This is a genomic window from Planosporangium thailandense (assembly GCF_011947195.1).
GTDB classification, from domain to species: domain Bacteria; phylum Actinomycetota; class Actinomycetes; order Mycobacteriales; family Micromonosporaceae; genus Planosporangium; species Planosporangium thailandense.
Map to the genome: position 1 here is coordinate 15,678 of NZ_JAATVY010000006.1, position 24,916 is coordinate 40,593.

Annotated in this window: 24 protein-coding genes; 13 read left to right on the plus strand and 11 right to left on the minus strand. The window is 71.1% G+C overall.

Annotated features, from left to right (window positions below; translation table 11 throughout):
• Positions 1–78 precede the first annotated feature (78 nt).
• Both HC031_RS11265 and HC031_RS33865 read left to right on the plus strand, forming a co-directional pair.
• Positions 79–1,266, plus strand: a complete 1,188-nt coding sequence (locus tag HC031_RS11265; protein ID WP_167925199.1) for a zinc-dependent alcohol dehydrogenase — start codon at positions 79–81, stop codon at positions 1,264–1,266.
• Positions 1,267–1,406: 140 nt separating this feature from the next.
• Entirely contained in the window at positions 1,407–1,532 is a 126-nt protein-coding gene (locus HC031_RS33865) for a hypothetical protein (RefSeq protein ID WP_277349673.1), read from the plus strand.
• 76 nt (positions 1,533–1,608) lie between these two features.
• Here the strand turns inward: HC031_RS33865 and HC031_RS11270 are convergent, their stop codons facing one another.
• The 5 genes from HC031_RS11270 to HC031_RS11285 all read right to left on the minus strand — a co-directional run bounded on the left by HC031_RS11270 (position 1,609) and on the right by HC031_RS11285 (position 5,800).
• Positions 1,609–2,823 carry a helix-turn-helix domain-containing protein gene (locus HC031_RS11270; RefSeq protein ID WP_167925200.1) on the minus strand — a complete coding sequence of 405 codons (1,215 nt, stop codon included), beginning with the start codon at positions 2,821–2,823 and terminating at the stop codon, positions 1,609–1,611.
• A gap of 580 nt (positions 2,824–3,403) precedes the next feature.
• Positions 3,404–3,478, minus strand: coding sequence for a hypothetical protein (locus HC031_RS34770; protein WP_420813630.1), 75 nt, complete (start codon positions 3,476–3,478; stop codon positions 3,404–3,406).
• Positions 3,456–4,175: a maleylpyruvate isomerase family mycothiol-dependent enzyme gene (locus HC031_RS33035; RefSeq protein ID WP_240942381.1), complete on the minus strand. Its 720-nt coding sequence runs from the start codon at positions 4,173–4,175 to the stop codon at positions 3,456–3,458. The genes HC031_RS34770 and HC031_RS33035 overlap by 23 nt, the downstream gene beginning before the upstream one ends.
• A gap of 443 nt (positions 4,176–4,618) precedes the next feature.
• Positions 4,619–4,816, minus strand: a complete 198-nt coding sequence (locus HC031_RS11280) for a DUF397 domain-containing protein (RefSeq protein ID WP_167925202.1) — start codon at positions 4,814–4,816, stop codon at positions 4,619–4,621.
• A gap of 18 nt (positions 4,817–4,834) precedes the next feature.
• Positions 4,835–5,800, minus strand: coding sequence for a helix-turn-helix domain-containing protein (locus HC031_RS11285; protein ID WP_167925203.1), 966 nt, complete (start codon positions 5,798–5,800; stop codon positions 4,835–4,837).
• Positions 5,801–6,642: 842 nt separating this feature from the next.
• On the opposite strand from HC031_RS11285, the gene HC031_RS11295 reads away from it, so the two are divergent.
• Both HC031_RS11295 and HC031_RS11300 read left to right on the plus strand, forming a co-directional pair.
• Complete coding sequence (locus HC031_RS11295) at positions 6,643–6,993, plus strand: hypothetical protein (protein WP_167925204.1); 351 nt, start codon at positions 6,643–6,645, stop codon at positions 6,991–6,993.
• A 46-nt stretch (positions 6,994–7,039) separates the two neighbouring features.
• Positions 7,040–7,291 carry a hypothetical protein gene (locus HC031_RS11300; protein ID WP_167925205.1) on the plus strand — a complete coding sequence of 84 codons (252 nt, stop codon included), beginning with the start codon at positions 7,040–7,042 and terminating at the stop codon, positions 7,289–7,291.
• Positions 7,292–7,308: 17 nt separating this feature from the next.
• On the opposite strand, the gene HC031_RS11305 is transcribed toward HC031_RS11300, so the two are convergent.
• A complete protein-coding gene (locus HC031_RS11305) occupies positions 7,309–7,575 on the minus strand; it encodes a DUF1905 domain-containing protein (protein WP_240942382.1) in 267 nt (88 codons plus the stop codon).
• A 604-nt stretch (positions 7,576–8,179) separates the two neighbouring features.
• On the opposite strand from HC031_RS11305, the gene HC031_RS11310 reads away from it, so the two are divergent.
• Positions 8,180–10,990 (plus strand): penicillin acylase family protein, encoded by a 2,811-nt coding sequence (locus HC031_RS11310; RefSeq protein ID WP_167925207.1) that lies wholly within the window; start codon positions 8,180–8,182, stop codon positions 10,988–10,990.
• Positions 10,991–11,050: 60 nt separating this feature from the next.
• On the opposite strand, the gene HC031_RS11315 is transcribed toward HC031_RS11310, so the two are convergent.
• Positions 11,051–11,578 carry a hypothetical protein gene (locus HC031_RS11315; RefSeq protein WP_167925208.1) on the minus strand — a complete coding sequence of 176 codons (528 nt, stop codon included), beginning with the start codon at positions 11,576–11,578 and terminating at the stop codon, positions 11,051–11,053.
• Here HC031_RS11315 and HC031_RS11320 point away from each other — a divergent pair.
• Entirely contained in the window at positions 11,481–12,173 is a 693-nt protein-coding gene (locus HC031_RS11320; protein WP_420813631.1) for a serine hydrolase, read from the plus strand. The two genes, HC031_RS11315 and HC031_RS11320, sit on opposite strands and share 98 nt — an antisense overlap.
• A gap of 83 nt (positions 12,174–12,256) precedes the next feature.
• Here HC031_RS11320 and HC031_RS11325 read toward each other — a convergent pair whose 3' ends face one another.
• The gene (locus HC031_RS11325; RefSeq protein WP_167925210.1) at positions 12,257–13,075 is read right to left on the minus strand and encodes an MBL fold metallo-hydrolase; all 819 of its coding nucleotides are present in this window, start codon (positions 13,073–13,075) and stop codon (positions 12,257–12,259) included.
• Between the two features lie 118 nt (positions 13,076–13,193).
• Here HC031_RS11325 and HC031_RS11330 point away from each other — a divergent pair, with 118 nt between their 5' ends.
• From HC031_RS11330 to HC031_RS11355, 6 genes are all read left to right on the plus strand, one after another.
• Entirely contained in the window at positions 13,194–13,535 is a 342-nt protein-coding gene (locus HC031_RS11330) for a DUF6401 family natural product biosynthesis protein (protein WP_240942383.1), read from the plus strand.
• Positions 13,536–13,703: 168 nt separating this feature from the next.
• Entirely contained in the window at positions 13,704–14,636 is a 933-nt protein-coding gene (locus HC031_RS11335) for an NADP-dependent oxidoreductase (RefSeq protein ID WP_167925211.1), read from the plus strand.
• 138 nt (positions 14,637–14,774) lie between these two features.
• Positions 14,775–15,422, plus strand: a complete 648-nt coding sequence (locus HC031_RS11340) for a nucleoside/nucleotide kinase family protein (RefSeq protein ID WP_167925212.1) — start codon at positions 14,775–14,777, stop codon at positions 15,420–15,422.
• Between the two features lie 154 nt (positions 15,423–15,576).
• Entirely contained in the window at positions 15,577–16,743 is a 1,167-nt protein-coding gene (locus HC031_RS11345; protein ID WP_167925213.1) for an LCP family glycopolymer transferase, read from the plus strand.
• A gap of 23 nt (positions 16,744–16,766) precedes the next feature.
• The gene (locus HC031_RS11350) at positions 16,767–17,444 is read left to right on the plus strand and encodes a hypothetical protein (protein WP_167925214.1); all 678 of its coding nucleotides are present in this window, start codon (positions 16,767–16,769) and stop codon (positions 17,442–17,444) included.
• Positions 17,445–17,657: 213 nt separating this feature from the next.
• A complete protein-coding gene (locus HC031_RS11355; RefSeq protein ID WP_167925215.1) occupies positions 17,658–18,476 on the plus strand; it encodes a shikimate 5-dehydrogenase in 819 nt (272 codons plus the stop codon).
• On the opposite strand, the gene HC031_RS11360 is transcribed toward HC031_RS11355, so the two are convergent.
• Positions 18,473–19,672, minus strand: coding sequence for an FAD-dependent oxidoreductase (locus HC031_RS11360; protein ID WP_167925216.1), 1,200 nt, complete (start codon positions 19,670–19,672; stop codon positions 18,473–18,475). The genes HC031_RS11355 and HC031_RS11360 overlap by 4 nt on opposite strands.
• Positions 19,673–19,941: 269 nt before the next feature.
• On the opposite strand from HC031_RS11360, the gene HC031_RS11365 reads away from it, so the two are divergent.
• A complete protein-coding gene (locus HC031_RS11365; protein ID WP_167925217.1) occupies positions 19,942–21,873 on the plus strand; it encodes an EAL domain-containing protein in 1,932 nt (643 codons plus the stop codon).
• A gap of 9 nt (positions 21,874–21,882) precedes the next feature.
• Here HC031_RS11365 and HC031_RS11370 read toward each other — a convergent pair whose 3' ends face one another.
• Positions 21,883–22,503 carry a flavin reductase family protein gene (locus HC031_RS11370; RefSeq protein ID WP_338090597.1) on the minus strand — a complete coding sequence of 207 codons (621 nt, stop codon included), beginning with the start codon at positions 22,501–22,503 and terminating at the stop codon, positions 21,883–21,885.
• Positions 22,504–22,653: 150 nt separating this feature from the next.
• Positions 22,654–24,888 (minus strand): EAL domain-containing protein, encoded by a 2,235-nt coding sequence (locus HC031_RS11375; RefSeq protein ID WP_167925218.1) that lies wholly within the window; start codon positions 24,886–24,888, stop codon positions 22,654–22,656.
• Positions 24,889–24,916 lie beyond the last annotated feature (28 nt).

Below are 24,916 nucleotides of genomic sequence, written 5' to 3' on the forward strand. Positions count from 1 at the left end.
AGGACTGCGGGCGCGGTCGGACGCCGCCCGACGGGGAGGTCGGTGCCGCCGCCCGATCAGACCGGGAGGGAAGCGGCGATGAAGGCAGTCACCTGGCACGGCAAGCGGGACGTACGTGTCGACACGGTCCCCGATCCGGCCATCCTGGAGCCGGAGGACGCCATCATCCAGGTCACGTCGGCCGGCATCTGCGGTTCGGACCTGCACCTGTACGAGATGCTGGGCGAGTACATGTCCGAGGGCGACATCCTCGGCCACGAGGCGATGGGTGAGGTGCTGGAGGTCGGCCCCGGGGTCAACACGCTCAAGACCGGCGACCGCGTGGTCGTCCCGTTCCAGATCGCGTGCGGGCACTGCTTCATGTGCCTGGAGGGCCTGCCGACGCAGTGCGAGACCACCCAGGTCCGCGAGTACAACATGGGCGCGGCGCTGTTCGGCTACACCAAGCTGTACGGGCAGGTGCCGGGCTCGCAGGCCGAGCTGGTGCGGGTGCCGTACGCGGAGTTCGGGCCGATCAAGGTGCCCGACGGCCCGCCGGACGACCGGTTCGTGTACCTGTCGGACGTGCTGCCCACTGCCTGGCAGGCCGTCGAGTACGCGGCCATCCCGCCCGGCGGCAGCGTGGTCGTCTTCGGGCTGGGGCCGATCGGTGACATGTGCACCCGGATCGCGATGCACCGGGGCGCGGCCCGGGTGATCGGCGTCGACCTGGTCCCGGAGCGGTTGGACCGGGCCCGGGACAACGGCGTGGAGACGTTGAACCTCAACGACCACGACGACATCGTCGCCACCATCCGGGAGATGACGTCGGGACGCGGGCCGGACTCGGTGATCGACGCGGTCGGCATGGAGGCGCACGGCTCGCCGCGCACCAAACTCGGCGAGAAGCTCGGCGCGGGTCCGGTCGACTCGATGGTCGCCAAGCTGGCGGAGAAGACGGGTGTGGACCGGCTGGCGGCGCTGTACACCGCCGTCGACACGGTACGCCGGGGCGGCACGGTCTCCGTCATCGGCGTGTACGGCGGCCTGGCCGACCCGCTGCCCATGCTGGAGATCTTCGACAAGCAGGTCGAGGTGCGCATGGGGCAGGCCAACGTGCGGACCTGGGTCGACGACATCATGCCGCTGCTGACCGACGAGGACCCGCTCGGCGTGGACCACTTCGCGACCCACCACATGTCGCTCGACCAGGCGCCCAAGGCGTACGAGAACTTCCAGCAGAAGCGGGAGGGCACCGTCAAGGTTCTGCTCAAGCCCAGGGCGTAGCGGACGGGTGGCCGCCGTGCCCGGCACGCCGGCCACCTCCGACAGCCACCGCGACACCGCGCCGTCGGCCCGGTGAGACCCACACCGACGGGTGCGGTCCACTCCCCCTGCGCGCTACGCGCGGGTGCGACCATTGACGCATGGCTCTGACTCCGCTCGCGTCCCCCGAAACCGCGGCGATCGGCGGTATGCGGCTGCTCGGGATCGTCGTCGGCACGGTGTTGATTCTGGCCGCGATGCGGGCGATGTTCGGCCGCCGCAAATAGCCGCAAGTAGCTGGGCGCCCTGGACTCACCGCGACCGGGCTCACCGTCACAGTGGGCGCGGGTCCGTGGCTGGCCGTCACGGGATGACGCCGGCCCGGTCGGCGAGCCGGCGCAGCAGCAGCGCGGCCTCCCCGGAGCTGACGCTGAGCAGCCGGCGGATCAGCGTGTGGGTGGAGGGGCGCCGGCGTACCTCGTCGGGCGCGATCTGCTCGGCCCGCAGTACGGCGGCGGTGGCTTCCGAGTAGTGCCGGCACTGCCGGTGCGCCTCCGCCATGTCGAGCAGGTACGCCGCCTTGCGCTCGCGCGGCAGCCGGACCAGCGACTGAGGCTCGATCGTACGGGCGAACGCCACCGCCCGGCCGCCCTCCTCCATGCGTACGAGGGCGGCGAGCCGGTGCAGGGCGACGTTGGTGACCCCGAACGCCGTGACCGGATCACAGTAGCCGGGCGTCAGGCGGTGGGCGACCTGGTCGGCCCGGCGGTGCATGGTCAGCGCGGTGTCGGCGTCGCCGTTCTGCGCGGCGACGATCTCGGCGGGCAGCAGCAGCATCCCGTACAACGACAGCAGGTTCGGGTCGGGTCTGGCGAGCGCGGACTCCATCCGGTCGGCCATGGCGATGAGCGCGTCCAGGGCTTCCCGGGGTTGCCCGAGGCAGGCCATGGCGCGGGCGGCGCTGCGGGTCGCGCGAGCCAGGCACACGGGGTCGTCGGTGCAGCGGGCGGCCAGCATGGCCCGGTCGGCGGCCAGCCAGGCCAGCTCGGGCGCCTCCAGTTTGAGCAGCGTCGACGAGGCGAGCCGGTAGCTCATCACCAGACAGCGCGTGGCTTCCAGCCGTTCGTCCCCGCTCAGCGTGGCGACGGCCCGCTGGGAGGCCGTGATGATCCCTGGCAGCACCCGGCCCAGAGTCCCGAAGTGCGACGACAGCCAGGCCGCGCAGGCGTAGTCGACCTGGCCACGCAGCTTGACCAGGTCGGGCGGCGCGTCCGCGCCGCCGAGGATCACCGTGTACGACGACAGCGCCGCCCGGATCGCGCGCACCTCCACCGAATCCGGGCGCGTGACGGCCCGGTGAGCCGCGTCGTCGTCGGTCAGCGCCGCGACGTCGATCTGGAGCGCGTCGGCGACGGCTTCGAGCATCGGCAGGCGCACCAGCCCACGCTGGCCGCTCTCCACTTTGTCCACCCAGCTCATGGACCGACCGACCAGGTCGGCGAACTGCTGTCGGGTCAGTCCCCGGCGGGAACGCCAGTAACTGACCCGACGACCGATGTCGCGGTTACGAACCTCCATGTGGCCCCCCACGATCGGTCAGGGTAGTGACAGCCGTACGGCTGGTTTGCACAAAATGTGCAGCCCACCTGGGCCGCCCTGAGCCGTTGCCCGCGGGATAGCGTTTGACCTGCTCCTTCGCCCACCCGTCAGGGAATCCCCTACGCGACATTTAGGGTGCGTTTAATCCACTTCGCGATTGCGCACGGTCCCGCCGTCGCCGTCGCATCGGTGACCTCGCACAGTGCGGAACCTACGCCCGGGGTCAGACCGTCGGGAGTGGACTATCGGTGGACTCCGGTCCCCGGACGGACCACGTGACGGGTACGCATGTACCACCGTCGGTGGCGTGGTCCGCGGGTGCCACCGGTCCAGTCCGCATGCCGTATCGGCACTACATCGATGAAGATCAGGTTCGAGAGCCACCCCGACCATGGTCGAGAACATCAAGGATCTCAGGCCGGCCGTCCTCCCTGGACACGGACGCGACCGGCGGCGTTCCTCATTGTCTCGCCGTCCGCTGACGGCTCCGTGCCCTTGTCCGAAACCACGAAAGGCGGCCCCTGACTGGGATCGCCTTTCGCTCCATCGGGATGTTCCGTCAGGACTGGTCAAACGTTCCTGCCTTGGCGACCTCGACGAAGGCGCTCCACTCATGAGGAGTGAAGACCAGCACCGTCCCGGCCTTGCCCTTCGAATCCCTTGCCATCCATGGGAGCATCAGTGGCGCCGATGCGTTCCCGAAGCGCTTCGAGGCCTGGGCCGGACAACTCGGACAACGCTTCCTTGCGGCCGCCCGCGGCCATCATGATCGCTTCGAAGGGCCCCTGCACAACGGGGCCGCTGCCGACGCTGCGACCGAGGTCGGTTGCCCGCAGGGTCAGCCCGGCGACCACGGCCTTGGTGCCGGTGGCGCCGGCCGTGACGGGGATGAGGTCGAACAAGGTTTCCTTCAGCTCTCGTGGGATCTCGCCACGGTCGCCGACCGAACGTCGCAGATCCTGCAGGTGAATGGCGGCGTCGAGCACGCCGTGCTTCACGTCCGAAATCCTGACGAACAGGTTCGCAGGCTTGTCCGCGTGGCCGCGACGGAACTCCGCGACGACCTCGGCCCGGCTCATTGAGTTGCCCATGTCCAGCGCCATGTGATGTCCGACTTTGGCCGGCTCGCGGTAGCGCAGCAGGTATCCGAGAATTTTCAGGAACGAATAGGTCGTCCCGCTCGCCTGATGAGCCACGAGGTGCTTGACTTTCCACCCGGCGCAGTTGCTCGGCGCCTCCCACTGCGCGTCGGTGAGCCCGTCACAGATGCGGGCCGACTCGGCTCCAATCTGCGCAAACAGCGCGAAGTCAACTTTGGCGGGCGCAGTCATAACGTGTCCTCGTCTCTAGGGCAGCCGTGCTAACGGTGGTGGGGGGCGGTCGCAGATGGTGTCGGCGCGACACCCCGGTCACAGCGTTGATGCCACCGGCGACGAACATTCAGATCGAGAGCACGATCGCAGGACCCGCGGACGCCACGTCGGGACTCCGGGCAATCGGTCCCATGGGAACATCGGCCACCGAGATCAGTATCACCGGCAAGATCAAGGTCGTCACTACAACGATCGGCCACTCCAGTGCACTGGTCGGCGGATAGCGTCGACGCCTACCGGCAGCATCGACGTGCCCGCCTCTGCTCCATGAGTCCGCCCACGTCGCTTCCGATCACATGCCGCAATCAGGCGCGAAGCACACCCGTCCCGAACGCTACTCAGACATCGCGAGGGCGACCCCGGTTGGAGTCGCCCTCGCGATGTCTGATCCGGATGTCCCGTCAGGACCGGTCGAACTCGCCGGCCTTGGCTCCCTCGACAAAGGCGCTCCACTCGTCAGGAGTGAAGACCAGCACCGGTCCGGCCTTGTCCTTCGAGTCCCGTACCGCTACGGCCTCGCCGAGGTCGGCCACCTCGACGCACTGACCGTTGCCCTGACTCCTGCTGCTCTTGCGCCATACGGCGCGAGACAGGTCCACGCCGCGCCTCCTCCGCTGCTACGCCAGTTCTTTAGCGATGCCGGCGATCAGCTCACGAGACTTCGATGGACTGAGCGCCGCGCAGTGCATGTGGGTATAGGTCAGCGTAACGCGACGGAGGTCAGCATCGGATTCCAGATAGACGTCACCTGCATACGTCTCGATGTAGGCAACCGGAGAGTGCACGTCTTCTGGGAATTCGAGGATGGCGATGGAGCCGAGGGTGCCAGGGTGCGCCCCTTCACTGAACGGCAGCACCTGCACCGTTACGTTCGGCTGCTTGCCCACGTCGAGCAAGTGGGCGAGCTGACCGCGCATTACCTCGGACCCGCCGATCCGGCGTCGAAGCGCGGCCTCGTCGATGATGGTCCAGAAGGTCAGCTTAGGCTCCTCAACGAGACACGACTGCCGTGCTATCCGAACCTGGACACGACGGTCGATCTCCTCAAGATCGTCGTGGGAGCACGTAGCGCTGATGACTGCCCGGGCGTACGCCTCGGTCTGCAAGAGGCCCGGAACGACGGCCAGCTCGAAGTTCCTGACAGCGGTCGCGGCCGACTCCAGCCCGATGTACATCGAGTACGGGTTGGGGAGCTGCCCGAACTTGGCCCACCAGCCGCGTTCCTTGCCCTGCTTCTGCCAGTCCAACAGGGTCGCACGCACCTCGTCGTCGGCGCCTTGCCTAAGGCCGTACCGATCAAGCATCACCAGCAGATCCGACCGACCCAGTCCCACGTCGCCGGACTCGATCTTGTAGATCTTCGACTCCGAACAGCCCAGCTCCTCGGCGATCTCGCGGTGCGTGATCCCGGCCGCCTCACGGAGGCGGCGTAGCTCTCGGGCGAGCTGCCACCGAGCGATGGTCGGACCTGTGGGCCTGGGCACGTCAACCTCCCGACTGATGAGCGTGCTCAGTGTTCCTACCTCAGCGCCAGGGAGCAAGAACGTAACTTCCACGTTTGCGCTTCCGTGCAGAACTTCCATGGAACGTTGTTTCTGTAAGCACGGTCCTGCCAACCTGATTCCCCGCCACCGTCGCTGTACCGCTGTCGAGAGCTGCGGCGACGGTCGGAGCGCAAGACCCCCGGCGGGGAGGAACCGTGCATGTGGGTCATGTCGCGCCACTCCTCGCCGGGCCATCGGCTGGTGCCCTCGTCCTGACAGGGCTTCGGGCTCCAGGTACCGGAGCGCGGCGGCAACGGATTCGTTCCTTCCTCCCTTCCCGTGGTCGCCGCACTCCTCCGGGTCAGTACAGGAGGTCACACCGATGCCGACGCGCAACACCGACGAGTACCGGGATGCGCTCCGCAGTCGACATGTGCGGAGGTGGTCGTGGCGGAGACTTCGCCCGATGTGCCGGTGCGGCGACGCCTGGCCGTGCCCGACCCTGAGAGCCCTTATCGCCGACTCCCCCGGGCACTGGCCGGCATGAACATCCACGTTCCCGTCCGGCCGCACTGGACCTGCGCCGGCTGCGGCACACCGTGGCCTTGTCGGACGCGCCGCCGTCAACTGCTCGCCGAGTTCGACCGGACGCCCGTGTCGCTCCGGGGCGATCCTGGGCGGCCACTTCGTGGACTGTTGCGCGGACCTGCCGAACCGCGAGGTGGGCGTCCTGTACGAGCGCTTCCTCGGCTGGCTCAAGGAGCAGCCGGAACCGTACGACGACCAGGAACCGTAGCGCGAACCGGGTGACCCAGCGTGTCGCGCCCCGCGTGCTCCATGAGGTTTGGCGGCGTTACCGCAGGGAAGCGGCATCCGGTCCCCACGTTGGTGCGAGAGGCGTCGGCAGCGGACGCCACCGGTACCGGATAGAGGTGCTGGCCATGGACTTCAACGAACGTCAGCAGGCGGACTTCAACGGAGTGCAGCCGGCAGGCGGGCCTTATTTCCTGGCACCGAACACCCCGATCATTCTCGAGGTGTGGTTCGGCGATCCCGGTGAAGATCACGGCGCGCAGTGGATTATGGCCCACCCGCTGGCCGGCGAGGCGCCGACCAAACTTGTGGTCTCCAATCACTACAAGAGCCTCGACTACAGCGTCGGCTGCGTCGAGCAGAACGGTCCTCCCATCCCGTGTCCGGGCCAGGGGCCCTATTACCGGTACGGGGTGACGATAACCAACGCGGGACTCAGCGCGGTCCACTTCAACCTTCAAGGCGGCGGCAACACGTGAACCCGGGGGTACGACGATGAGTGAGTCACGAGTTCCGTCACGCACGATGCTTTTCGTCACCGACCCGCACGGCAATGTTGTCGCAGCGGCCCACACCGGCGAGAGTGCGGTGGCCGGCATGAACGTTGCCATCGTGCCGTTCCCCGGCCAGACGCTTCAGAAGGTTGAAGTCCCCGAGCTGGTGACCCAGATGAACGGTAGAGACTTCCACTTCTTCCTGTCGCACGCACGCCGCGATGTCGAAACCGGGAGGCTGATCCTCCCGGAGTTCCGGATCAGACGCCCCGGCGAGAGGTAGTACCGTCGCCGACAGGATCAGTTGAGCCGCTCCTCGAGGTTGACGTCGACGCTCTCGCCGGCCTCCTTCCCGATCGCGCGGCGGAGGTCGGCGTTCACCGGCAGCTTGTGTGTGCCGTCGCCCATCGCCATGAAGGAGCTCCGAAACGGGTGGCCGTCGATCGTCCCTCGAACCTTGACGGGGCCCCTGGTCCCGAAGAACTCGACCGAGTCGGGCATGACCACGTAGGTCCAGCCACCCTTGTTCGGACTCCTGGTCAGCCTCGCCGTGAACCGCTTGTTCAACGCGGTCGTCGTGACTCGACGATCACGAGCCGGTTGCCGTCCCGGTCCCGGAACGCGAACATGCCGGTACGCCCTCCCACCGCAGCAAGTCGCCCACGTCGACCCCGCGCGCGAGCAGGTCGGCATGCAGGGCCGCGGCGTCCGTGGCCGTCAGGCGGATGCCGGTGTCGCCGCCCGTAGCGCCGCCTGCGGGTACGAGCGCGAGCGTCGTCGTACCCCCTGACGGCGCGACCTCGATCCAGCGCCCGCCGAGCTGGTCGACCGGGGCGTCGAGCCGCTTCTCGAAGCCCAGCGTGTGACGTAGAAGTCCACCGCCGCGTCCTGGTCGGCGACGGGGACAGCCACCGTCCGCACGTCATCGGAGACTCTGCCGCCACTGCAAGGCCAACGCAATGTGACACACATTGCTGTCTCCCGCCGTCGGATAGCAGCAGTATGTGCAACATTGTCGAGAGCTTGGCACGGGCGGGGCGCGAATCGCGCAAGCCCGTTTCACGTTGTCGTGCGAGTGGCGCACAACGAACTTACATAGACCTTTACCATTGTTACGCTCCGGTTTCCGAATGATTTTCACATCGCTCATTCGGAGACCGGAGGAGCCGCCATGCGTCCACACCTCACCCACAGACGACGGGCCTTCCGCCTCGCCGTGGTCACCGCCGCCCTGGCCACCGCCCTCGCCGTCGGCTCGCCACCCGTGCCGGCGATCGGGTCGACAACCACCGCCGCCACCGACGACTACTGCCTCGGCCAGTGCGGCGACATCCTGCCGCCCGGCGAGAACGGCAACGCCACCCTCATCGAGATCCTCGCCCACAAGACGCTCGGCACCAGGCCACCACACTCGGGCGACCAGCTCGACCGGTACGCGAACCTGGTCTACAACTACGCCGGGCTCACCGACGACCAGCTCTCGCGCTTCTTCGACGACGCCGCGCTGGGCGTGCCGGCGGGCCAGGTGGAGCGCACCGAACGGCCCCGCTCGGACGTGACGATCGTGCGGGACAGGGCGACCGGGGTCCCCCACATCACCGGCACCACCCGCGCCGGCACGATGTACGGGGCCGGGTACGCCGGAGCCGAGGACCGCCTGTTCGTCATGGACCTCATGCGCCACCTGGGGCGCGGCCAGCTCACCTCGTTCGCCGGCGGCGCCCCCGGCAACCAGGCCCTCGAGCAGAGCGTCTGGCGCAACTCCCCCTACACCGAGGCCGACCTGCAGGCCCAGGTGGACCGGCTGCGCACGCAGGGCACCCGGGGCGCGCAGCTCTACGACGACGTGGCCAGCTACGTGGCCGGAGTCAACCGGTACATCGCCGACTGCATGGCCGGCCGCTACTGCCCCGGCGAGTACGTGCTCTCCGGGCACCTCGACGCCATCACCAACGCCGGCGGCCCGCAGCCGTTCGCGCCGACCGACCTGATCGCGATCGCCGGGGTCGTCGGCGGCCTGTTCGGCGGCGGGGGCGGCGGCGAGATGCAGTCGGCGCTGGTACGGATCGCCGCCCGGGCCCGCTACGGCGCCGCGGAAGGCGACCGGGTGTGGACCGCCTTCCGCGCGCAGAACGATCCCGAGACCGTGCTGACGCTGCACGACGGGCAGAGCTTCCCGTACGGCGCGGCGCCGGCGGACACCTCCGGGGTCGCGCTGCCGGACGCCGGCTCGGTCAACGCCGAACCCGTCGTGTACGACCGCACCGGATCGGCGGGGGCCACCGCCGGCGCCCAGGGGGTGCTGCCCGGGCTGCACATCGGCGCCGACCACCAGGGCATGTCCAACGCCGTCGTCATCTCGGCCGCGAAGTCGGCCACCGGGCACCCGATCGCGGTGTTCGGCCCGCAGACCGGCTACTTCTCCCCGCAACTGCTCATGGTGCAGGAGCTACGCGGGCCGGGCATCGCCGCGCGGGGCATCGCGTTCGCCGGGCTCAACCTGTACGTCCTGATCGGCCGGGGGCTGGACTACTCGTGGAGCGCCACGTCGGCCGAGCAGGACATCACCGACACGTACGCCGTGCCGCTGTGCGAACCGGACGGCAGGCCGGCGACGGTGCGCTCGACCGCGTACCGGTGGCACGGGCAGTGCCTGCCGATGGAGGTCCTCGAACGGCGCAACGCATGGAAGCCGACGCTCGCCGACGGCACCGCGGCCGGCTCGTACCGGCTGCAGGCGCTGCGGACGAAGTACGGCCTCGTGGCGTGGCGCGGCACGGTCGGCGGCGCGCCGGTGGCGTTCACCAGCCTGCGGTCGACGTACCGGCACGAGGCGGACTCGGCGATCGGGTTCCAGATGTTCAACGAGCCCGACGCGATGGCGACCGTGGACGGCTTCCAGCGGGCGGCGGGCGCGATCGGGTACGCGTTCAACTGGTTCTACGTCAACTCCCGCGACACCGGCTACTTCAACTCCGGCCTCGACCCGGTCCGCGCGTCCGGCGCCGACCCCAACCTGCCGGTACGCGCCGACACGGCGTACGAGTGGCGCGATTTCGACCCGGACGCGAACACGGCGGCGTACCTGTCTCCCGCCCAGCACCCGCACGGCGTCAACCAGGACTACTTCATCAGCTGGAACAACAAGCAGGCCAAGGACTACTCGGCCGCCGACGGCAACTTCAGCTTCGGCCCGGTGCAGCGCGCCGACCTGCTCGACGTACGGGTGCGGGCCGCGCTCGCGGGCGGCGGCCGGCTCGACCGGGCGGGCACCGTACGCGTCGCCGAGGACGCCGCCGTCACCGACCTGCGCGGCGAGAAGGTCCTTGGCAGCCTCCTGCGCGTGCTCGGCAGCCAGCCGGTGACCGACCCCGCGCTGGCGGCGGCCGTCACCGAGTTGACCGCCTGGCGGGACGCGGGCGCGAAGCGGATCGAGACGGCCCCCGGGTCGAAGGTCTACCGGCACGCCGACGCGATCCGCGTCTTCGACGCGTGGTGGCCGCTGCTCGTGGCCGCGGCGTTCAACGCGGACCTGGGCGACGGACTGTACGCGTCCCTGGTCGGCGCCATGCAGGTCAACGAGTCCCCGTCAGGTGGCCAGCAGGGCGACTCCGGCGGCGGCGCGTCCCCCAACGAGGCGCAGCCGCACAAGGGCTCGTCGTTCCAGTACGGCTGGTGGGGCTATGTGGACAAGGATCTGCGATCGGTCCTCGGCGATCCGGTCGCACAGCCGCTGCCCCGGCGCTTCTGCGGCGGTGGCGACCCGGCGGCCTGCCGGCAGGTGCTGCTGTCCACCCTGGGCCGGGCGGCCGCGCAGCCGGCGACTCAGGTGTACCCGGCTGACGCCACCTGCGCGGCCGGCGACCAGTGGTGCGCCGACGCCATCGCCCAGTCGCCGCTCGGCGGCATCACGCAACCGCTGATCGCGTGGCAGAACCGGCCCACGTACCAGCAGGTGGTCTCGTTCCCGGCCGGACGCTGACCAGGTGCGACACGGATTGTCGTATTCAATCAATCCGTCCGGTTTTGCCCCCAAATGATGTTAGCGTGACGCTTCGATGTCCAGCAACGCACGCCGCCAGTCCCCGACGACGAGGAGCGCGGCAGCCGGCAGCGCCCGCCGCTCGGCACGGCCTGCCCGGACGGTGCCGGCGCGCGAGACGAGAACCGCCCGCACCCGCGCCGACGTCAGGAGGGCGACACCCCGCGCGGCGTACGCCGAGCCCAGGGAGGCCTCGCCCCGCACCACCGGTGGCGGGGCGAGGCCCACCAAGCCAGCGGGCCTCGCCCTCAGCCTGACCCTGCTCGCGACGCTCGTCGTCGGCGGCTTCGTCGGGCGCCACGCCTCCGGCGGGACCGAGGCGACCAGGCCGTCGGGTGCGACCATGGCTGTCCCCAGCGGCACGCCTGCGACCGGGCGGTCCGCGTCCGCGCCCCGGAGCGACGCACCCCTCCCGGCGCCGCTGCTGAAGCTGAGCCCGTCATCGTCACCGTCGCCGTCCCCGTCGGGGGCGAAGACGGTGACGATCGACCAGGCGGACGGCGAGTGGGACAGCTGGGCGCTGCTCAACCGCACCACCGGCGCCATCGTCACCGGCGGCGACGACGGCACCAACTCGACGGAGTCGATGATCAAGGCCTGGATCGCGGCCGACTACCTGAACGGCCTCCACGGAGCGCAGCCGAGCGCGGCCGACACCGACCTGCTCCGCCGGATGATCCGGGACAGTGACAACGACGCCGCCGAGACGCTGTACCTGCGCCGCGGCAACGACGCGGTCATCGACCGGCTGGTCTCCACCTGCGGCCTCACCGACACCACCGTGCACCACGGGTGGTGGAGCCTGACCCAGACCTCCGCCCGCGACGCGGTGCGCATGGGCGACTGCATCGCCGACGGCAAGGCCACCAACCCGAAGTGGACGGCGTGGCTGCTGAACGAGATGCGCCAGGTCGAGGGCGAGGGCAACTTCGGCATCGTCGAGGTACGGCCGGGCGTGGCCATCAAGAACGGCTGGACGGACTGGGGCGGCTACTGGCACGTCAACTGCCTCGCCGTCACCGACGGGTGGAGCCTGTCGGTGCTCACCCGCTACCCGGACAGCCTCGGCCTCGACCATGGGGCCGCCGTGTGCCGCTCGGTCACCCAGCAGCTCAGCCCTTAACTATCTTGGACACTTGCGCCGGTTATGGGTGGCCCAAGTGTCCAAGATCGCCAACCACGCAGTCGGCCGGACGCGCGCTCGCGCTAACGCTGCGGCTGCGTCACGGCCGCCTCCAGGTCCATCGTCTCCCCGCGCACGATCGAGCGGACCAGATGGTCGAGGTGGCGGCGCCGCACCGCGGACTGGAAGTCACTGAGCGGGGACCGGAACACCGTGTAGTCGTCGTAGTGGATCGGCACCGCGAGCCCCGGCTCGATCAGGTCGACCAGGCTGGCGCCCTGCTCGCCGTCCATCGTCAGCAGCAGGCCCAGGACCCGGGTGCCGCCGAGGTGCACGAGCATGACGTCGATGCCGGGCAGCCGCTCCGGGATCTCGCGCAACCACCACCGGTACAGCGTGTCGCCGGTCTGGTACAGGCGCAGCCGCCGCTCGCCGGCCACCTCCCAGTCGATCACGCTGCCCATGGTCTCGGGCATCAGCAGGTGAAGGCCGGTCGGCCCGTGCTGGGCGGGCACGGCGGTCACCCGTACCGTCTGGTCGCCCTTGCGGAACTCCACGTGCGACCAGGTGCGCAGCCCGATCGTGTCGCGGAATCGCCAGGTCGCCGCCAGCCGGCGCGCGGCCGACGGCGTGGTGGCGATCGGCAGCCCCCGGGGCAGCCGGGCCTTCGCGACCCGGTCGAAGTGGTCGCCGTGCAGATGGGAGAGCACGACCGCGTCCAGCTCCGGCAGCTCGTCGATGTCCATCGCGGGCTGCGTGCGGCGGCGGCTCCACAGCCCGTACCCGAAGTAGGCGGCCTCCCCGACGTGCAGGAAGTTCGGGTCGGTCAGGAGCGTGAACTCCCCCAGGCGCAGCAGCGTGGTCGCGGTGCCCACGAAGGTGACAGAGGCGTCCTGTGGCATGGCGGTTACCTCCCCGCACCCGGTACCCCATGGGTCGGCCATCATGTGCCGGGTGCCGCTTGGTTTGTTTCAGGTCACATAGGTTCACCCGGGGGTGGGATCGGCCGAACAGACCCGCATGCACGAGGGATCTGCGATACCAGGACGACTGAGCGCCTCACGGGAACTGCTGCGCCTGCTCATAGAGGAGGTGGGCGCGCCGGGCTTCGCCGCGATGCGACGGCGGCCCGGGCTGGTGGCCGAGGTCGACCAGCACGCCGCCGAGGTGCGTGACTCGCTCGGCGACGGTCGCGGCTCCCCCAGCACGGTGGCTCTCGCGGGGTACACCGAGGGCCTCATCCACGCCGCGGAGGAGGCCGGCTGGGAGTTCCCGGCCGAGATCGACTGGGCCGCCGGCGACTGGCGCGTGATCCGCCTGCTCGCGATCTGCGTGCTCGCCTCGGACGGCCGTGAACTCTGACTCGTGCTCGCCTCAGACGGCCGTGAACTCTGACTCTTGACCGGCCCCGGAGCGGGTACCGGTGACCGGGTGAGCCGGTGCGGCGCGACAGCCGGTGAGCCCGTGAGGCGCGCCACACCGGTAGCCGCGCGGGCATCGCGGCCCGGGCGTCGCGAGTTGGGGGCATTCATGAGAGCTGTTGCGCAGACCGAATTCGGCGACGCGGACGTCCTGCGTCCGCAGGAGTTGCCCGACCCGGTCGCGGGCCCGGACGGGGTCGTGATCCGGGTACGTGCCGCCGGGATCAACCCGGTCGACTACAAGATCCGCGCCGGTTACCTGCAGGGAGCGTTCCCGTACCACTTCCCCCTGGTCCCGGGCTGGGACGTGGCGGGCGAGGTGGTCGAGGTCGGCCCGGCGGTGACGCGATTCTCCGTCGGCGACGCCGTCATGGCGTACGCCCGCAAGGACCACATCCAGTGGGGCACCTACGCGGAGCTGGTCCGGGTCCGGGAGGAGGCGTGCGCCCTCAAGCCGGACGCGTTGAGCTTCGCCGAAGCCGGCGCCCTCCCCCTCGCCGGCCTCACCGCGCTCCAGTCGCTGTCCGCGGTCGACGTCGGCCCCGGCGACGTGGTGCTGGTACACGCCGCCGCGGGCGGAGTCGGCCATTTCGCCGTCCAGATCGCGCGGGCGCTCGGCGCGGCCAGGGTGATCGGCACCGCCTCGCCGCGAAACCACGATTTCATCCGCGCACTGGGCGCGGAGCCCATCGAGTACGGCGACGACCTGCCGGAGCGCCTCACCAAGGTCGTCGGCGGCGACGGCAAGGTCGACGCGGTCGCCGACTACGTCGGCGGGAAGGCGCTCGAACAGTCCCCGGCCCTGGTCCGAGCCGCCGCGCGGCACGTCTCCGTGGTCGACCCCAAGGTCAAGGAGCAGGGCGGCCGGTACGTGTTCGTGCGCCCCAACGGCGGCCAGCTCAAGGCGCTGGGCGACCTGGCCACCGACGGGCGGCTGCGGGCCGAGATCGCCCGCGAGTTCCCCCTCGACCAGGCCGCGGACGCACAGCGGCTGCTGGAGAGCGGGCACGTCCGTGGCAAGATCGTCCTGACCGTCGCGTAACAACGCACCGTCGCGTAACAACGCACCGTCGCGTCGCCGCCGTCCCCGTACGTCGATGCCCGTGCCCGCTGCGGGCGCGGGCATCGACGCGTCACAGGGGAGCCGACGCGCGTGGCGCGTGCCAGAGGGAAGGCTGCCGTGCCCATCCGACCCGTTTCCCCCGAGGCCCTCGTCGACGAGCTGGCCGCTCTCGTCGACGCCGCCCGGTACCGCCGCTGGCTGCGCGTCGCGATCGACGGCGCTCCGCCCGCCGCACCCCACGAGCTCGCCGACGCGCTGGTCGCGCCGCTGCGCGTACGGGGACGACCGGTCCAGCGGGTGCGCGCCGACGACTTCCTACGCCCCGCCTCCCTGCGCCTGGAGCGCGGCCGGACCAATCCGGACGCCTTCTACGAAGACTGGCTCGACGTGCGCGGCCTCACCCGCGAGGTCCTCGACCCCCTCGGCGACGACGGGAGCGGCCGGATCCTGCCCACCCTCTGGGACACCACCAGGGATCGGGCGACCCGGGCGGCGTACGTCACCGTTCCGGCGGGCGGCGTCCTGCTGCTGAGCGGTGCGCTGCTGCTCGGTGCCGGGCTGGCGTTCGACCTGGTCGTCCACCTGTCGATGTCACCGGGCGCGCTGGCCCGCCGTACCGCCGACGCCGACCGGTGGACCCTGCCGGCCTACCGCCGCTACGCCGACGAGGTCGACCCGGCGCAGTTCGCCGACGTCGTCGTCCGGGTCGACGACCCCCGGCACCCGGCCCTGGTCACGGCGTGCGGCGATCCATCGACGCAGTGACGTCTTTCGACCTCGCGTTAACCTTTCAACTGGTGCACATCGCGCCCGATCGGCGCCCGCGCGGACACCCGTTGCGGTGATGGTTGAACGTCAGGCGATCGGGGTCACGTAAGGCATAGAGAAGCCACGAGCGTCGAACTCACAGGAGGTTCGGGTGGGCCCGACCACGACAGGCCGGACGCGGCGCGACCGGGCGGGGCAGCGCTCCCCGCTGTGGGCGCGGATCGCGATCGGCGTCGGCGCGCTGCTCATGGTGCTCAGCGGCGGCTCGCTCATCACGGGCAAGCTCCTGCTGGTCCGCTACGCCGACGGGCTGACCCGCGACGGCGGCCTGGGCACCGCAGCGACCGGCCACGCCTCCATCAAGGGCCCGATCAACCTGCTGCTGGTCGGCATCGACGAAGGTTCGGGCCGGACCGACGAGCCCCGCGCCGACTCGATCATCGTCGCGCACATCCCGGCCAGCCATGACGCGGTCTACCTCGCGTCGGTCCCCCGCGACAGCCTCGTGGACATCCCGCCCGACAGCGCGACCGGGTACTCCGGCGGCAAAGACAAGATCAACGCCGCTTTCCAGGCCGGTTTCCACGGCAAGGGCGGCCGCGACGGCGGGCTCGCACTGCTCGCCGAGACCATCAGTAACCTGACCGGCGGCAGCCTCAAGTTCAACGGCGCGGCGATCGTCAACTTCGACGGGTTCAAGGACCTGGTCAAGGCGATCGGCGGCGTACGGATGTACGTCGACGAGAAGGTGACCTCGGTCCACATCGGCACCAACGTCAGGACCGGCAAGTTCGAGTCGCCCTTCGTCCTCCACCCGGACGGCACCGTCGCGTACCAGAAGCCGAACGTGCGGCCCCAGGTGTACAACGTGGGCTGGCACGACTTGAACGACTGGCAGGCCCTCGACTACGTGCGGCAGCGCGACCTGCTCGCCAACGGCGACTCCGACTACGGTCGCCAGCGCCACCAGCAGCAGTTTCTGAAGGCGGTACTCCAGAAGACGGCGAGCACGGGCGTGATCACCAACCCGATCACGGTCAACAAGGTGCTGAAGTCGGTCGGTAAGGCCGTCACGTTCTACAACAACGGCGTCAGCGTCGCCGACTGGATCTTCACGCTCAAGAACATCCGCCCCGACGACATGACGATGATCCGCACGAACGGCGGGTCGTTCAACTCGATCAACATCGACGGCGTGGCGTACGAGCAACTCCTGCCCGACAGCGTACGACTGCTGCGGGACATGGCCGCCGACGACGTGCCGTCCTTCGTCAGCAGCCATCAGAGCTGGATCAGCACCGACACCGGTCCGAGCTGACGCGCGCCGCGGCGAGCCCGCCGGTGGGCGGTCGTCAGTTCGCCCGGGCCGCGGCGCCGGCGGCGGAGGCCTTCGAGGTCCCGGCCTTCGAGGTCCCGGCCGTCGACGTGCCGGTCGTCGCCGGCGGCTGCGTCGCCGGTGCCGACGTGCTCGAGCCGGACGACGAGGTCGACGACGACGGGTCCGTCGGGGCCGAGGTCGACGACGAGGTCGTGGGCGCCGGGGCGGGGTCCGCGGTGCGCGACAGCTGCGTGGCGGGTGGGTTCGGGTGGGTCGGCGGTCTGCGGGCGGGCACCCGGTGCCGGGTGGCGGCCCCCGGCTGCGGCGCGGCGCCGGCGTCGGCGGCCGGGGCGAGCGACGGCGACGGTGACGGTGACGGCACAGCCGACGGGCTCGCCGACGGCTCGGACGACTGGGCCGCCGAGACCGTCGGCATCGGCTCGCCCACGAAGGTGCTCTCCGGCAGCGGACTCGGCGAATCCGTCGCGGTGTCCGGACCGGACATCGCGGCGGCGGCGGGGATGAAGCCGGCGGCGGCGCCGCCGCCGGCGAACAGCACGCCGGCGGTCGTGACCGTCACGAGGAGCGCGCGGCGCCTTGGCCTGCGGTGCCTCCCAACCGGCATGTCCATCCCTCCGAAGGCGCGGACCGTCCCCGCGTGCGACCGCGGCTTGCCCCACGTCACCGCGGGCGGTAGCTGACCAATCCCCACCCGCCGAGCCGCCCGTCCACGACGGGCGAGGTCCGGGATGTGGCAATTGAGATCATTTTGCCCTACGCGTACCGGGGACGTGGCCACGGCGCGCCGTGTCACCCGATCAGTCGACGGCCGCCGGCCCGACCGGGCCGGCGATGGGGCACAATCACCACGACCCGGACCGGCCGTGCGCGAAGTGAGGAGAGGCCTGAACACCATGGGCCGAGAGATCACGAAGGACACCGTGCTGTGCATGTCGCTGGCCGCGCGCCCGAGCAACCACGGCACCCGGTTCCACAACTTCCTGTACGACGAGCTCGGCCTCGACTACGTCTACAAGGCCTTCACGACCACCGACCTGGCCGCCGCGATCGGCGGCATCCGGGCCCTCGGCATCCGCGGCTGCGGCGTCTCCATGCCGTTCAAGGAGGCGTGCATCGAGTACGTGAACGCCATGGACTCCTCGGCCGCCCGGATCCGGTCGGTGAACACGATCGTGAACACCGACGGCCACCTGCGCGCCTACAACACCGACTACCTGGCGGTCGCGCGGCTCCTGGCCGACCACCGGGTCGCCCCGGACCACACCTTCGCGGTGCTCGGCAGCGGAGGCATGGCCAAGGCCGTCGTCGCGGCACTGCGCGACGCCGGCTTCGAATCGGGCACCGTCGTGGCGCGTAACGAGCGGACCGGCGCGGCGCTGGCCGAGCAGTACGGGTACGCCTGGCGCTCGGAACTGGGCGCCGACCGACCCCGGCTGCTGGTCAACGCCACCCCGGTCGGCATGGCGGGCGGGCCGGCCGCCGACGACCTGCCGGTGGCCCCCGAGGCGGTCGACGCCGCCGAGACCGTCTTCGACGTCGTCGCGCTCCCCTCGCTGACCCCGCTGGTGCGCCGGGCCCAGGCGGGCGGCAAGCGGGTGATCCTGGGCAGCGAGGTCAGCGCCCTCCAGGCCGCCGAGCAGTTCGCCCTGTACACGGGGGTGCGCCCGACCGCCGACCAGGTACGGCGGGCGTCGGAGTACGCGCGCGGCTAGCCGCCGCCCACGTGTTCGGGCCGCAGCCCGACCCCGACGACCCGGGCGGCGGCCGCCCGCAGCGCCGGCACCCGCGCCTGGATCCGCATCGGCAGCGGGGCCGTGACCGGCCCGACCGAGCCGAGCACGCGGCCAATCACGAGGCGCGCGACGGCACGCTGCAGCGCCTGCGTGGCGATCGTCGGGAAGGCCCGCCGGGCCTGCACCCGGGCCAGGTCACGCTCATCCAGGCCGCCGTCGAGCAGCCGGCCGGTGAGCAGGCGGGCGGCGGCCACGGCGTCCTGGACGGCGAGGTTGATGCCGACCCCGCCGACCGGTGACATGGCATGGGCGGCATCGCCGATCAGCAGCACCCCCGGGGCGTACCACCGCCGTAACCGGTCGATCCGCACCGTCAGCGTCCGCACGTCGTCCCAGCTGGCGATCTCGGCGACCCGGTCGGCCAGGTGCGGCGCCAGGGCGGCGACCGCCGCCCGGAAGTCGTCGAGTCCGGCGGCGACGACGGCGTCGTGCCCGCCTTTCGGGATGAGGTACGCGACCTGCCAGTACGGCCCCCGGTCGATGCCGAGCAGCATGCGACCCGTGCCGATCCGCGCGTTGATGCCCTCGCCGTCCTCCGGCCGGCGGCTGATCCGGAACCACAGCACGTCCATGGGCGCGCCGAACTCACGCGGCACGAGCCCCAGGCGGTCGCGCACGGTCGAGTGGCGGCCGTCGGCGGCGACGGTGAGCCGGGCCCGCACCTCGACGGGGCCGTCCGGACCGCGCGCCGCGACGCCTCGTACGGTGCCGGCGTCCCGCAGCACGTCGACGACCTCGTGCGAGCGCAGCAGCGTGAACGCGGGGCTGCGGGCGGCCTCGGCGGCGAGCATCTCGAGCAGGTCCCACTGCGGGAGGAACACCAGGTAGGGGTGGGCGACCTTGAGCCGGCTGAAATCGACGACCGGGTAGCTGCCGTCGGCGAAGGTGAACCGCAGCCGACGGACCTTGCGATGGGGCAGCTCGGCGACCCGGTCGCCGAGCCCCAGTTCGTCGAGCACGTCGAGGGTCGACGGGTGGACGGTGTCACCGCGGAAGTCCCGCAGGAAGTCCGCGTGTTTCTCCAGCACCGTGGTCCGGACGCCCTGCCGGGCGAGGATCAGGGCGAGCATCAGACCGGCCGGGCCGCCCCCGACGACGCAGACGTCGGCGTCCATCGCGCCTCCCCTAATTCACCACGTAATGAAATCGTAGCCGGAACGGTCCCCGCACGGAAGCGCCCGGCCGCTCACCCGCACCGCGGGGCCCGCTGGCCACCGGCAACCGCTCGGGCGAAACCCTCATGCCCCCGCCGTGATCGCCGATAGCCGAATAGCTCGTCCGGGAGCCGTCGATACGTTTGGGGGACGCCTTGTTGGCTGGGGCTCACGACCTGGCACCGCCCGCCGTTGCCGCGTGGCGGGCCAGGCGTGCCCGCCCACGGCGGGTGAAGCCCCGCCGGATCGCCGTCGCCGGACTGGTCATCGTCGTCCTGGCGCTGAGCGCCGTCGCACTGTGGGCCGCCCGGACCAGCGCCCAGGCCGCGAGCGACGCCGCCGCCGCGAACCGGCTCGCCGCCTACTACCTCGAGGCGTCCCAGGCGGTGAGCGAAGAGAAGTCGCTGGAGCGCAAGTACCGCATCGATCCGCTGCCGGCGAACCGGGCCGCGCACACCGCCGCGGCGCACCGCTTCGTCAACGCAATCGCCCGCATCAAGGCCGAGGGTGACGCCAACGACCGGGCCGCGGTCGAGGCGATCATGCCGATGCACAACAACTTCCTCACCTCCACCGACAACATGTACTCGGCGATCGACCGCGGCGACTCGACCCTGGCCGCCTGGATCGAGCTCAGCCAGGCCGATCCGCTGCTGAACATCCAGTTCGAGATCGACCGCGGCGCGGCCGCGCACCGCCGGCAGGCGCTCGACCAGCTCGCCACGATGGGCCGGATCAGCAACGCGATGGCCTGGGGTGTGCCGCTCGTGTTCGGCTTCGGGCTCGTCACCGCCGCGGTGTTCTCCGTGATGCTGCGCCGCTACCGGCGCGACCTCGACATCCAACGGGCCCAGGCACTGCACGACTCGCTACACGACAACGTGACCGGCCTGCCCAACCGGGCGCTGCTGGCCACCCGCCTGCACGACGCGGTGCGGACCGCCACCCAGACCGGCGAACGGGTCGGGCTCGTCCTGCTCGACCTCGACCGGTTCAAGGAGATCAACGACGCGCTCGGGCACCGGTACGGCGACGAGCTGCTCACCCAGGTCGGCCCCCGCCTGGCCGCCACCGTACGGGAGACCGACACCGTCGCCCGGCTCGGTGGCGACGAGTTCGCCGTCCTGCTGCCCGACGTCACCAGCCTCGACGACGTGCTCGGCGTCGTCGAGAAGCTACGCGCGGCCATCGAGGCGCCGATCCAGATCGCCGGCGTGGACCTCAGCGTGGAAGCGAGCCTGGGTGTGGTCGTCTCCGGCGAGCACGGCGACGACACGCAGACGCTGCTCCGCCGGGCCGAGGTGGCGATGTACGTGGCCAAGGCACGCAACCGGGGCGTCGCGGTGTACGACCCGAGCGAGGACGCCCACGACCCGGGCCGGCTGGCGCTGCTGTCCGAACTGCGCCGGGCGATCGACCAGCGCGAACTGGTGCTGCACTACCAGCCCAAGGTGTCGCTGTCGACCGGCGACGTGTGCGGCGCGGAGGCCCTGGTGCGCTGGAACCATCCGCAGCGCGGCATGGTGCCGCCGGACCGGTTCATCCCGCTGGCCGAGCACACCGGCCTGATCGGGCCGCTGACCCGGTACGTGCTGGACATGGCGCTGCGCGAGGCCCGCCGCTGGGCCGACGAGGGCCACCCGCTCCAGATCGCGGTGAACCTCGCCGCGCGCAACCTCACCGACCCCGACCTGGTCGACGACGTGCTGCGCCTGCTCGAGGCCCACCAGGTACCGGCGCACCTGCTGTGCCTGGAGCTCACCGAGAGCGCCATCACCACCGAGCCGGAGCACGCGCTGCGGCTGCTGACCCAGCTCCGGGCCGCCGGTATCTCGCTGGCCGTCGACGACTTCGGCGCCGGCTACACCAGCCTGGCGCAGCTGAAGAACCTGCCGATCACCGAGCTCAAGATCGACCGCAGCTTCGTGGCCACCATGACCACGGAGCGCAGCAACGGGCTGATCGTGCGAAGCATCGTCGACCTGGCCCGCAACCTCGGCCTGACCACCGTCGCCGAGGGCGTCGAGGACGCCGAGATCGTCGACGCCCTGGCCGCCGACGGCTGCTCCGTGGCGCAGGGCTACCACCTGTCCCGCCCGCTGCCGGCGGTCGACTTCGACCGCTGGTACGCCGCGAACCGCGCCCTGTCCCGCCTGGCCTGAGCCGCCGGCCTACCACTCGGCCAGGTCGGCCAGTCCGAGCTCGTCGATCGGCATGCCGGGCGCGTCGCCGATGGGCACCCAGCGGCCGAACTCGCCGTGGGCGTACAGCAACGGGTCGCCACCGGGACCGTTGTGCTCGACGTCGACCACCTCGCCGAGAACGATGAAGTGATCGCCTACGGGCACCGCCTCGCGCCGGGCGCAGACCATCCGGACGGTCGCGTCGGCGAGCAGCGGCACGCCGCCACGGCCGGGGCGCCACCGCGTCGGCGGCGCGAACTTGTCCACGCCCGGGCGGGCGAACAGCGCGGCGAGCTCGCGGTGCGCGGCGCCCAGCAGGTGCACGCCGACGTAGTCGGCCGCCCTGATCGCCGGCCAGCTACCGGAGTCGGCGTTGAGGTAGAACGACAGCAGCGGCGGGTGCAGGCTGGCCGCGGTCAGCGAGGTGACCGTGAAGCCGCGCGGGCCCTCCGGGCCCGCCACCGTCACGACCGCCACCCCACCGGCGTGATGACGCAACGCGGCGCGGAACGCGGCGCCCTCCACCGCGGCGCTCGCCCCGACGGTCACCGGCCCCTCGCCGTCCCGTGGCCCGGGCACCGCAGCTTCGCCGTCTCGCGCGTCGCTCACGTTCGAACGCCTCCCGTCGTGCCGTCTTCACGCGTTAGGGTAGTTCGTCCGTTTCGGGCGGCGCTCCGGCCGCCGGCCGTGTGACCCGCAAGGGTGATCGACGTCTCACCCGCCGGTCGGCGTACGGATCGACCGCGCGGCGGGCGTCGGTCAACGGCCCCGCAGCAGCCCTTCGATCTGCTGCGCCGCGGCCGGGCGGGCGAACAGGTAGCCCTGGCCGTACGTGCAGCCCAGCGCCTCGAGCTGGGAGGACTGGTCGGTGGACTCGATGCCCTCGGCCAGGGTCTGCAGGTTCAGCGTCCGCCCCAGCTGCACGATCGTCTGCGCCAGCACCGCGTCCTCGTGGCTGGTGGCGACTCCGTCCACGAACGACTTGTCGATCTTGATGATGTCGACCGGGAACTGCCGGAGGTAGCCGAGCGCGGAGTACCCGGTGCCGAAGTCGTCGACGGCGAGCTTCACCCCGAGGGCCTTCAGCGCGGCGAGCGCCTCGACGGTCGCCACCGTGTCCCGCATGAGCAGCGTCTCGGTCAGCTCCAACGTCAGCCTGCCGGCCGGGATCCCGGCCGCCGCGATCGCGGCGGCGACGTCCTCGACCAGCCCCGGCGCCTGGAACTGGCGAGCCGACAGGTTGACGCTCATGTAGACGTCCGTGGCGCTCGGGTACGCGGCGCGCCACCGCGCCAACTGCCGGCACGCCTGCTCCAGCACCCAGCGCCCGAGCGGGACGATCAGGCCGGTGGCCTCGGCCAGCGGGATGAACGCGTCCGGGCCGATCACCCCCCGCTCCGGGTGGTCCCAGCGCACCAGCGCCTCGACGCCGACCAGGCGGGTGCTGCTCAGCTCCACGATCGGCTGGTAGTACACCACGAACTGGCCCTCGGCGAGAGCCCGCTCCAGCTCGTAGCGCTGCTGCGCCTCCGCGAGCAGGTCGGCGTGCATCGCCGGATCGAAGATCGCGTACCGGTTGCCGCCGGCCGCCTTGGCCGCGTACATCGCGAGGTCCGCGTCGCGCAGCAGCTCGTCGGCGTCGGAGTCCACGGACCGGTCGGCGCCCTGCACCTTCAGGATCGACACGCCGACGCTCGCCGAGGGCAGCGACTCCTGGCCGTCGATGTCGACCGGCGCCCTGACCGCGGCCACCAGCCGCTCGGCGACACTCGCCGCCGACAGCTCGGTGACCTCGTCCTCGACGAGCACGGCGAACTCGTCACCGCCCAGGCGGGCGACCGTGTCGCTCGGACGCAGCTCGTCGCGCAGCCGCTGGGCGATGACGGCCAGCAGCCGGTCGCCGACCGCGTGCCCGAGCCCGTCGTTGACCAGCTTGAAGTTGTCGAGATCGACCAGGAACAGCGCGATCGGGCTGCCGGTGCGCTGGCCCCGGGCGATCGCGTGATCGACCCGGTTACGGAAGAGGGCGCGGTTGGCCAGGCCGGTCAGCGGATCGTGGAACGTCGAGTGGGTGAGCTGCTCTTCGAGCGCCTTGCGCTCGGTGACATCGTGGGCGCTCAGGACCAGACCGCGCAGGTCCGCGTCGTGCAGCAGGTTGGCGCCGGTCAGCTCGACATGGCGCCAGCCGCCCCGGGCATCGCGCAGCCGCAGGTCCAGGCGTGCCACGGCGCCCGGCGTCGAGCGGCTCACCTGCCCGAACCAGGCGTGGGTCTGCGCGGCGTCGTCCGGGTGCACCAGGGAGATGGAGTTGCGGCCGACCAGCTCGTCGGGGGCGTGGCCGAAGATGCGGCACATCGCCTGGCTCTGGTACGTGATCACGCCGGCGGCGTCGACGACCACGACCGCGTCGGAGGCGTGGTTGACCAGGGCCAGCCCCCGCTTGTCCACCTTCCGCCGGTCGGCGTCGCGGGCCTCCCGGTCGGCGGCCAGCGCCACCGACAGCACGGACAGCACCACCAGCGAGCCCGTGTCGCCGATGACCGCTCCGGTGTCCCGCATGCCCCAACTGACCGCCAGGGCGATGAAGCCCAGCACGCAGAGAGCACCGAACGCCGCGACCACCCGGGCCGCGTAGCCGACACAGGCGTACAGCAGGACGACCCCGTACGCGGCGGCGTAGAACACCGGGCCGGCCGGGTCGGTCGCGGCGAACGCCGTGATGCCGGCCCACTGCAGCAGCGACAGCGCGTACGCGCTCGACGCGCCGAGCGCGTGCCGGCGCCACCGGCGCCACGGCAGGCGGATCGCAAGGGGAAGCAGGGTGCCGCCGGCGACCGTCGCGGTGACCCACGGCGGCACCTGCGGGAAGGTGCCGGTGAGGACGACCACCAGGCCGAGCGCGCCGAGGGCACCGCAGATCGCCAGGCCGAGGCGGACGTGCCGTACCCACGCCTCGACCTGGTGCTCGTCCACCACCGCGGTGCTGTTGCCCACGTCTCGCCATCGGAATGTAAGGGGCGAA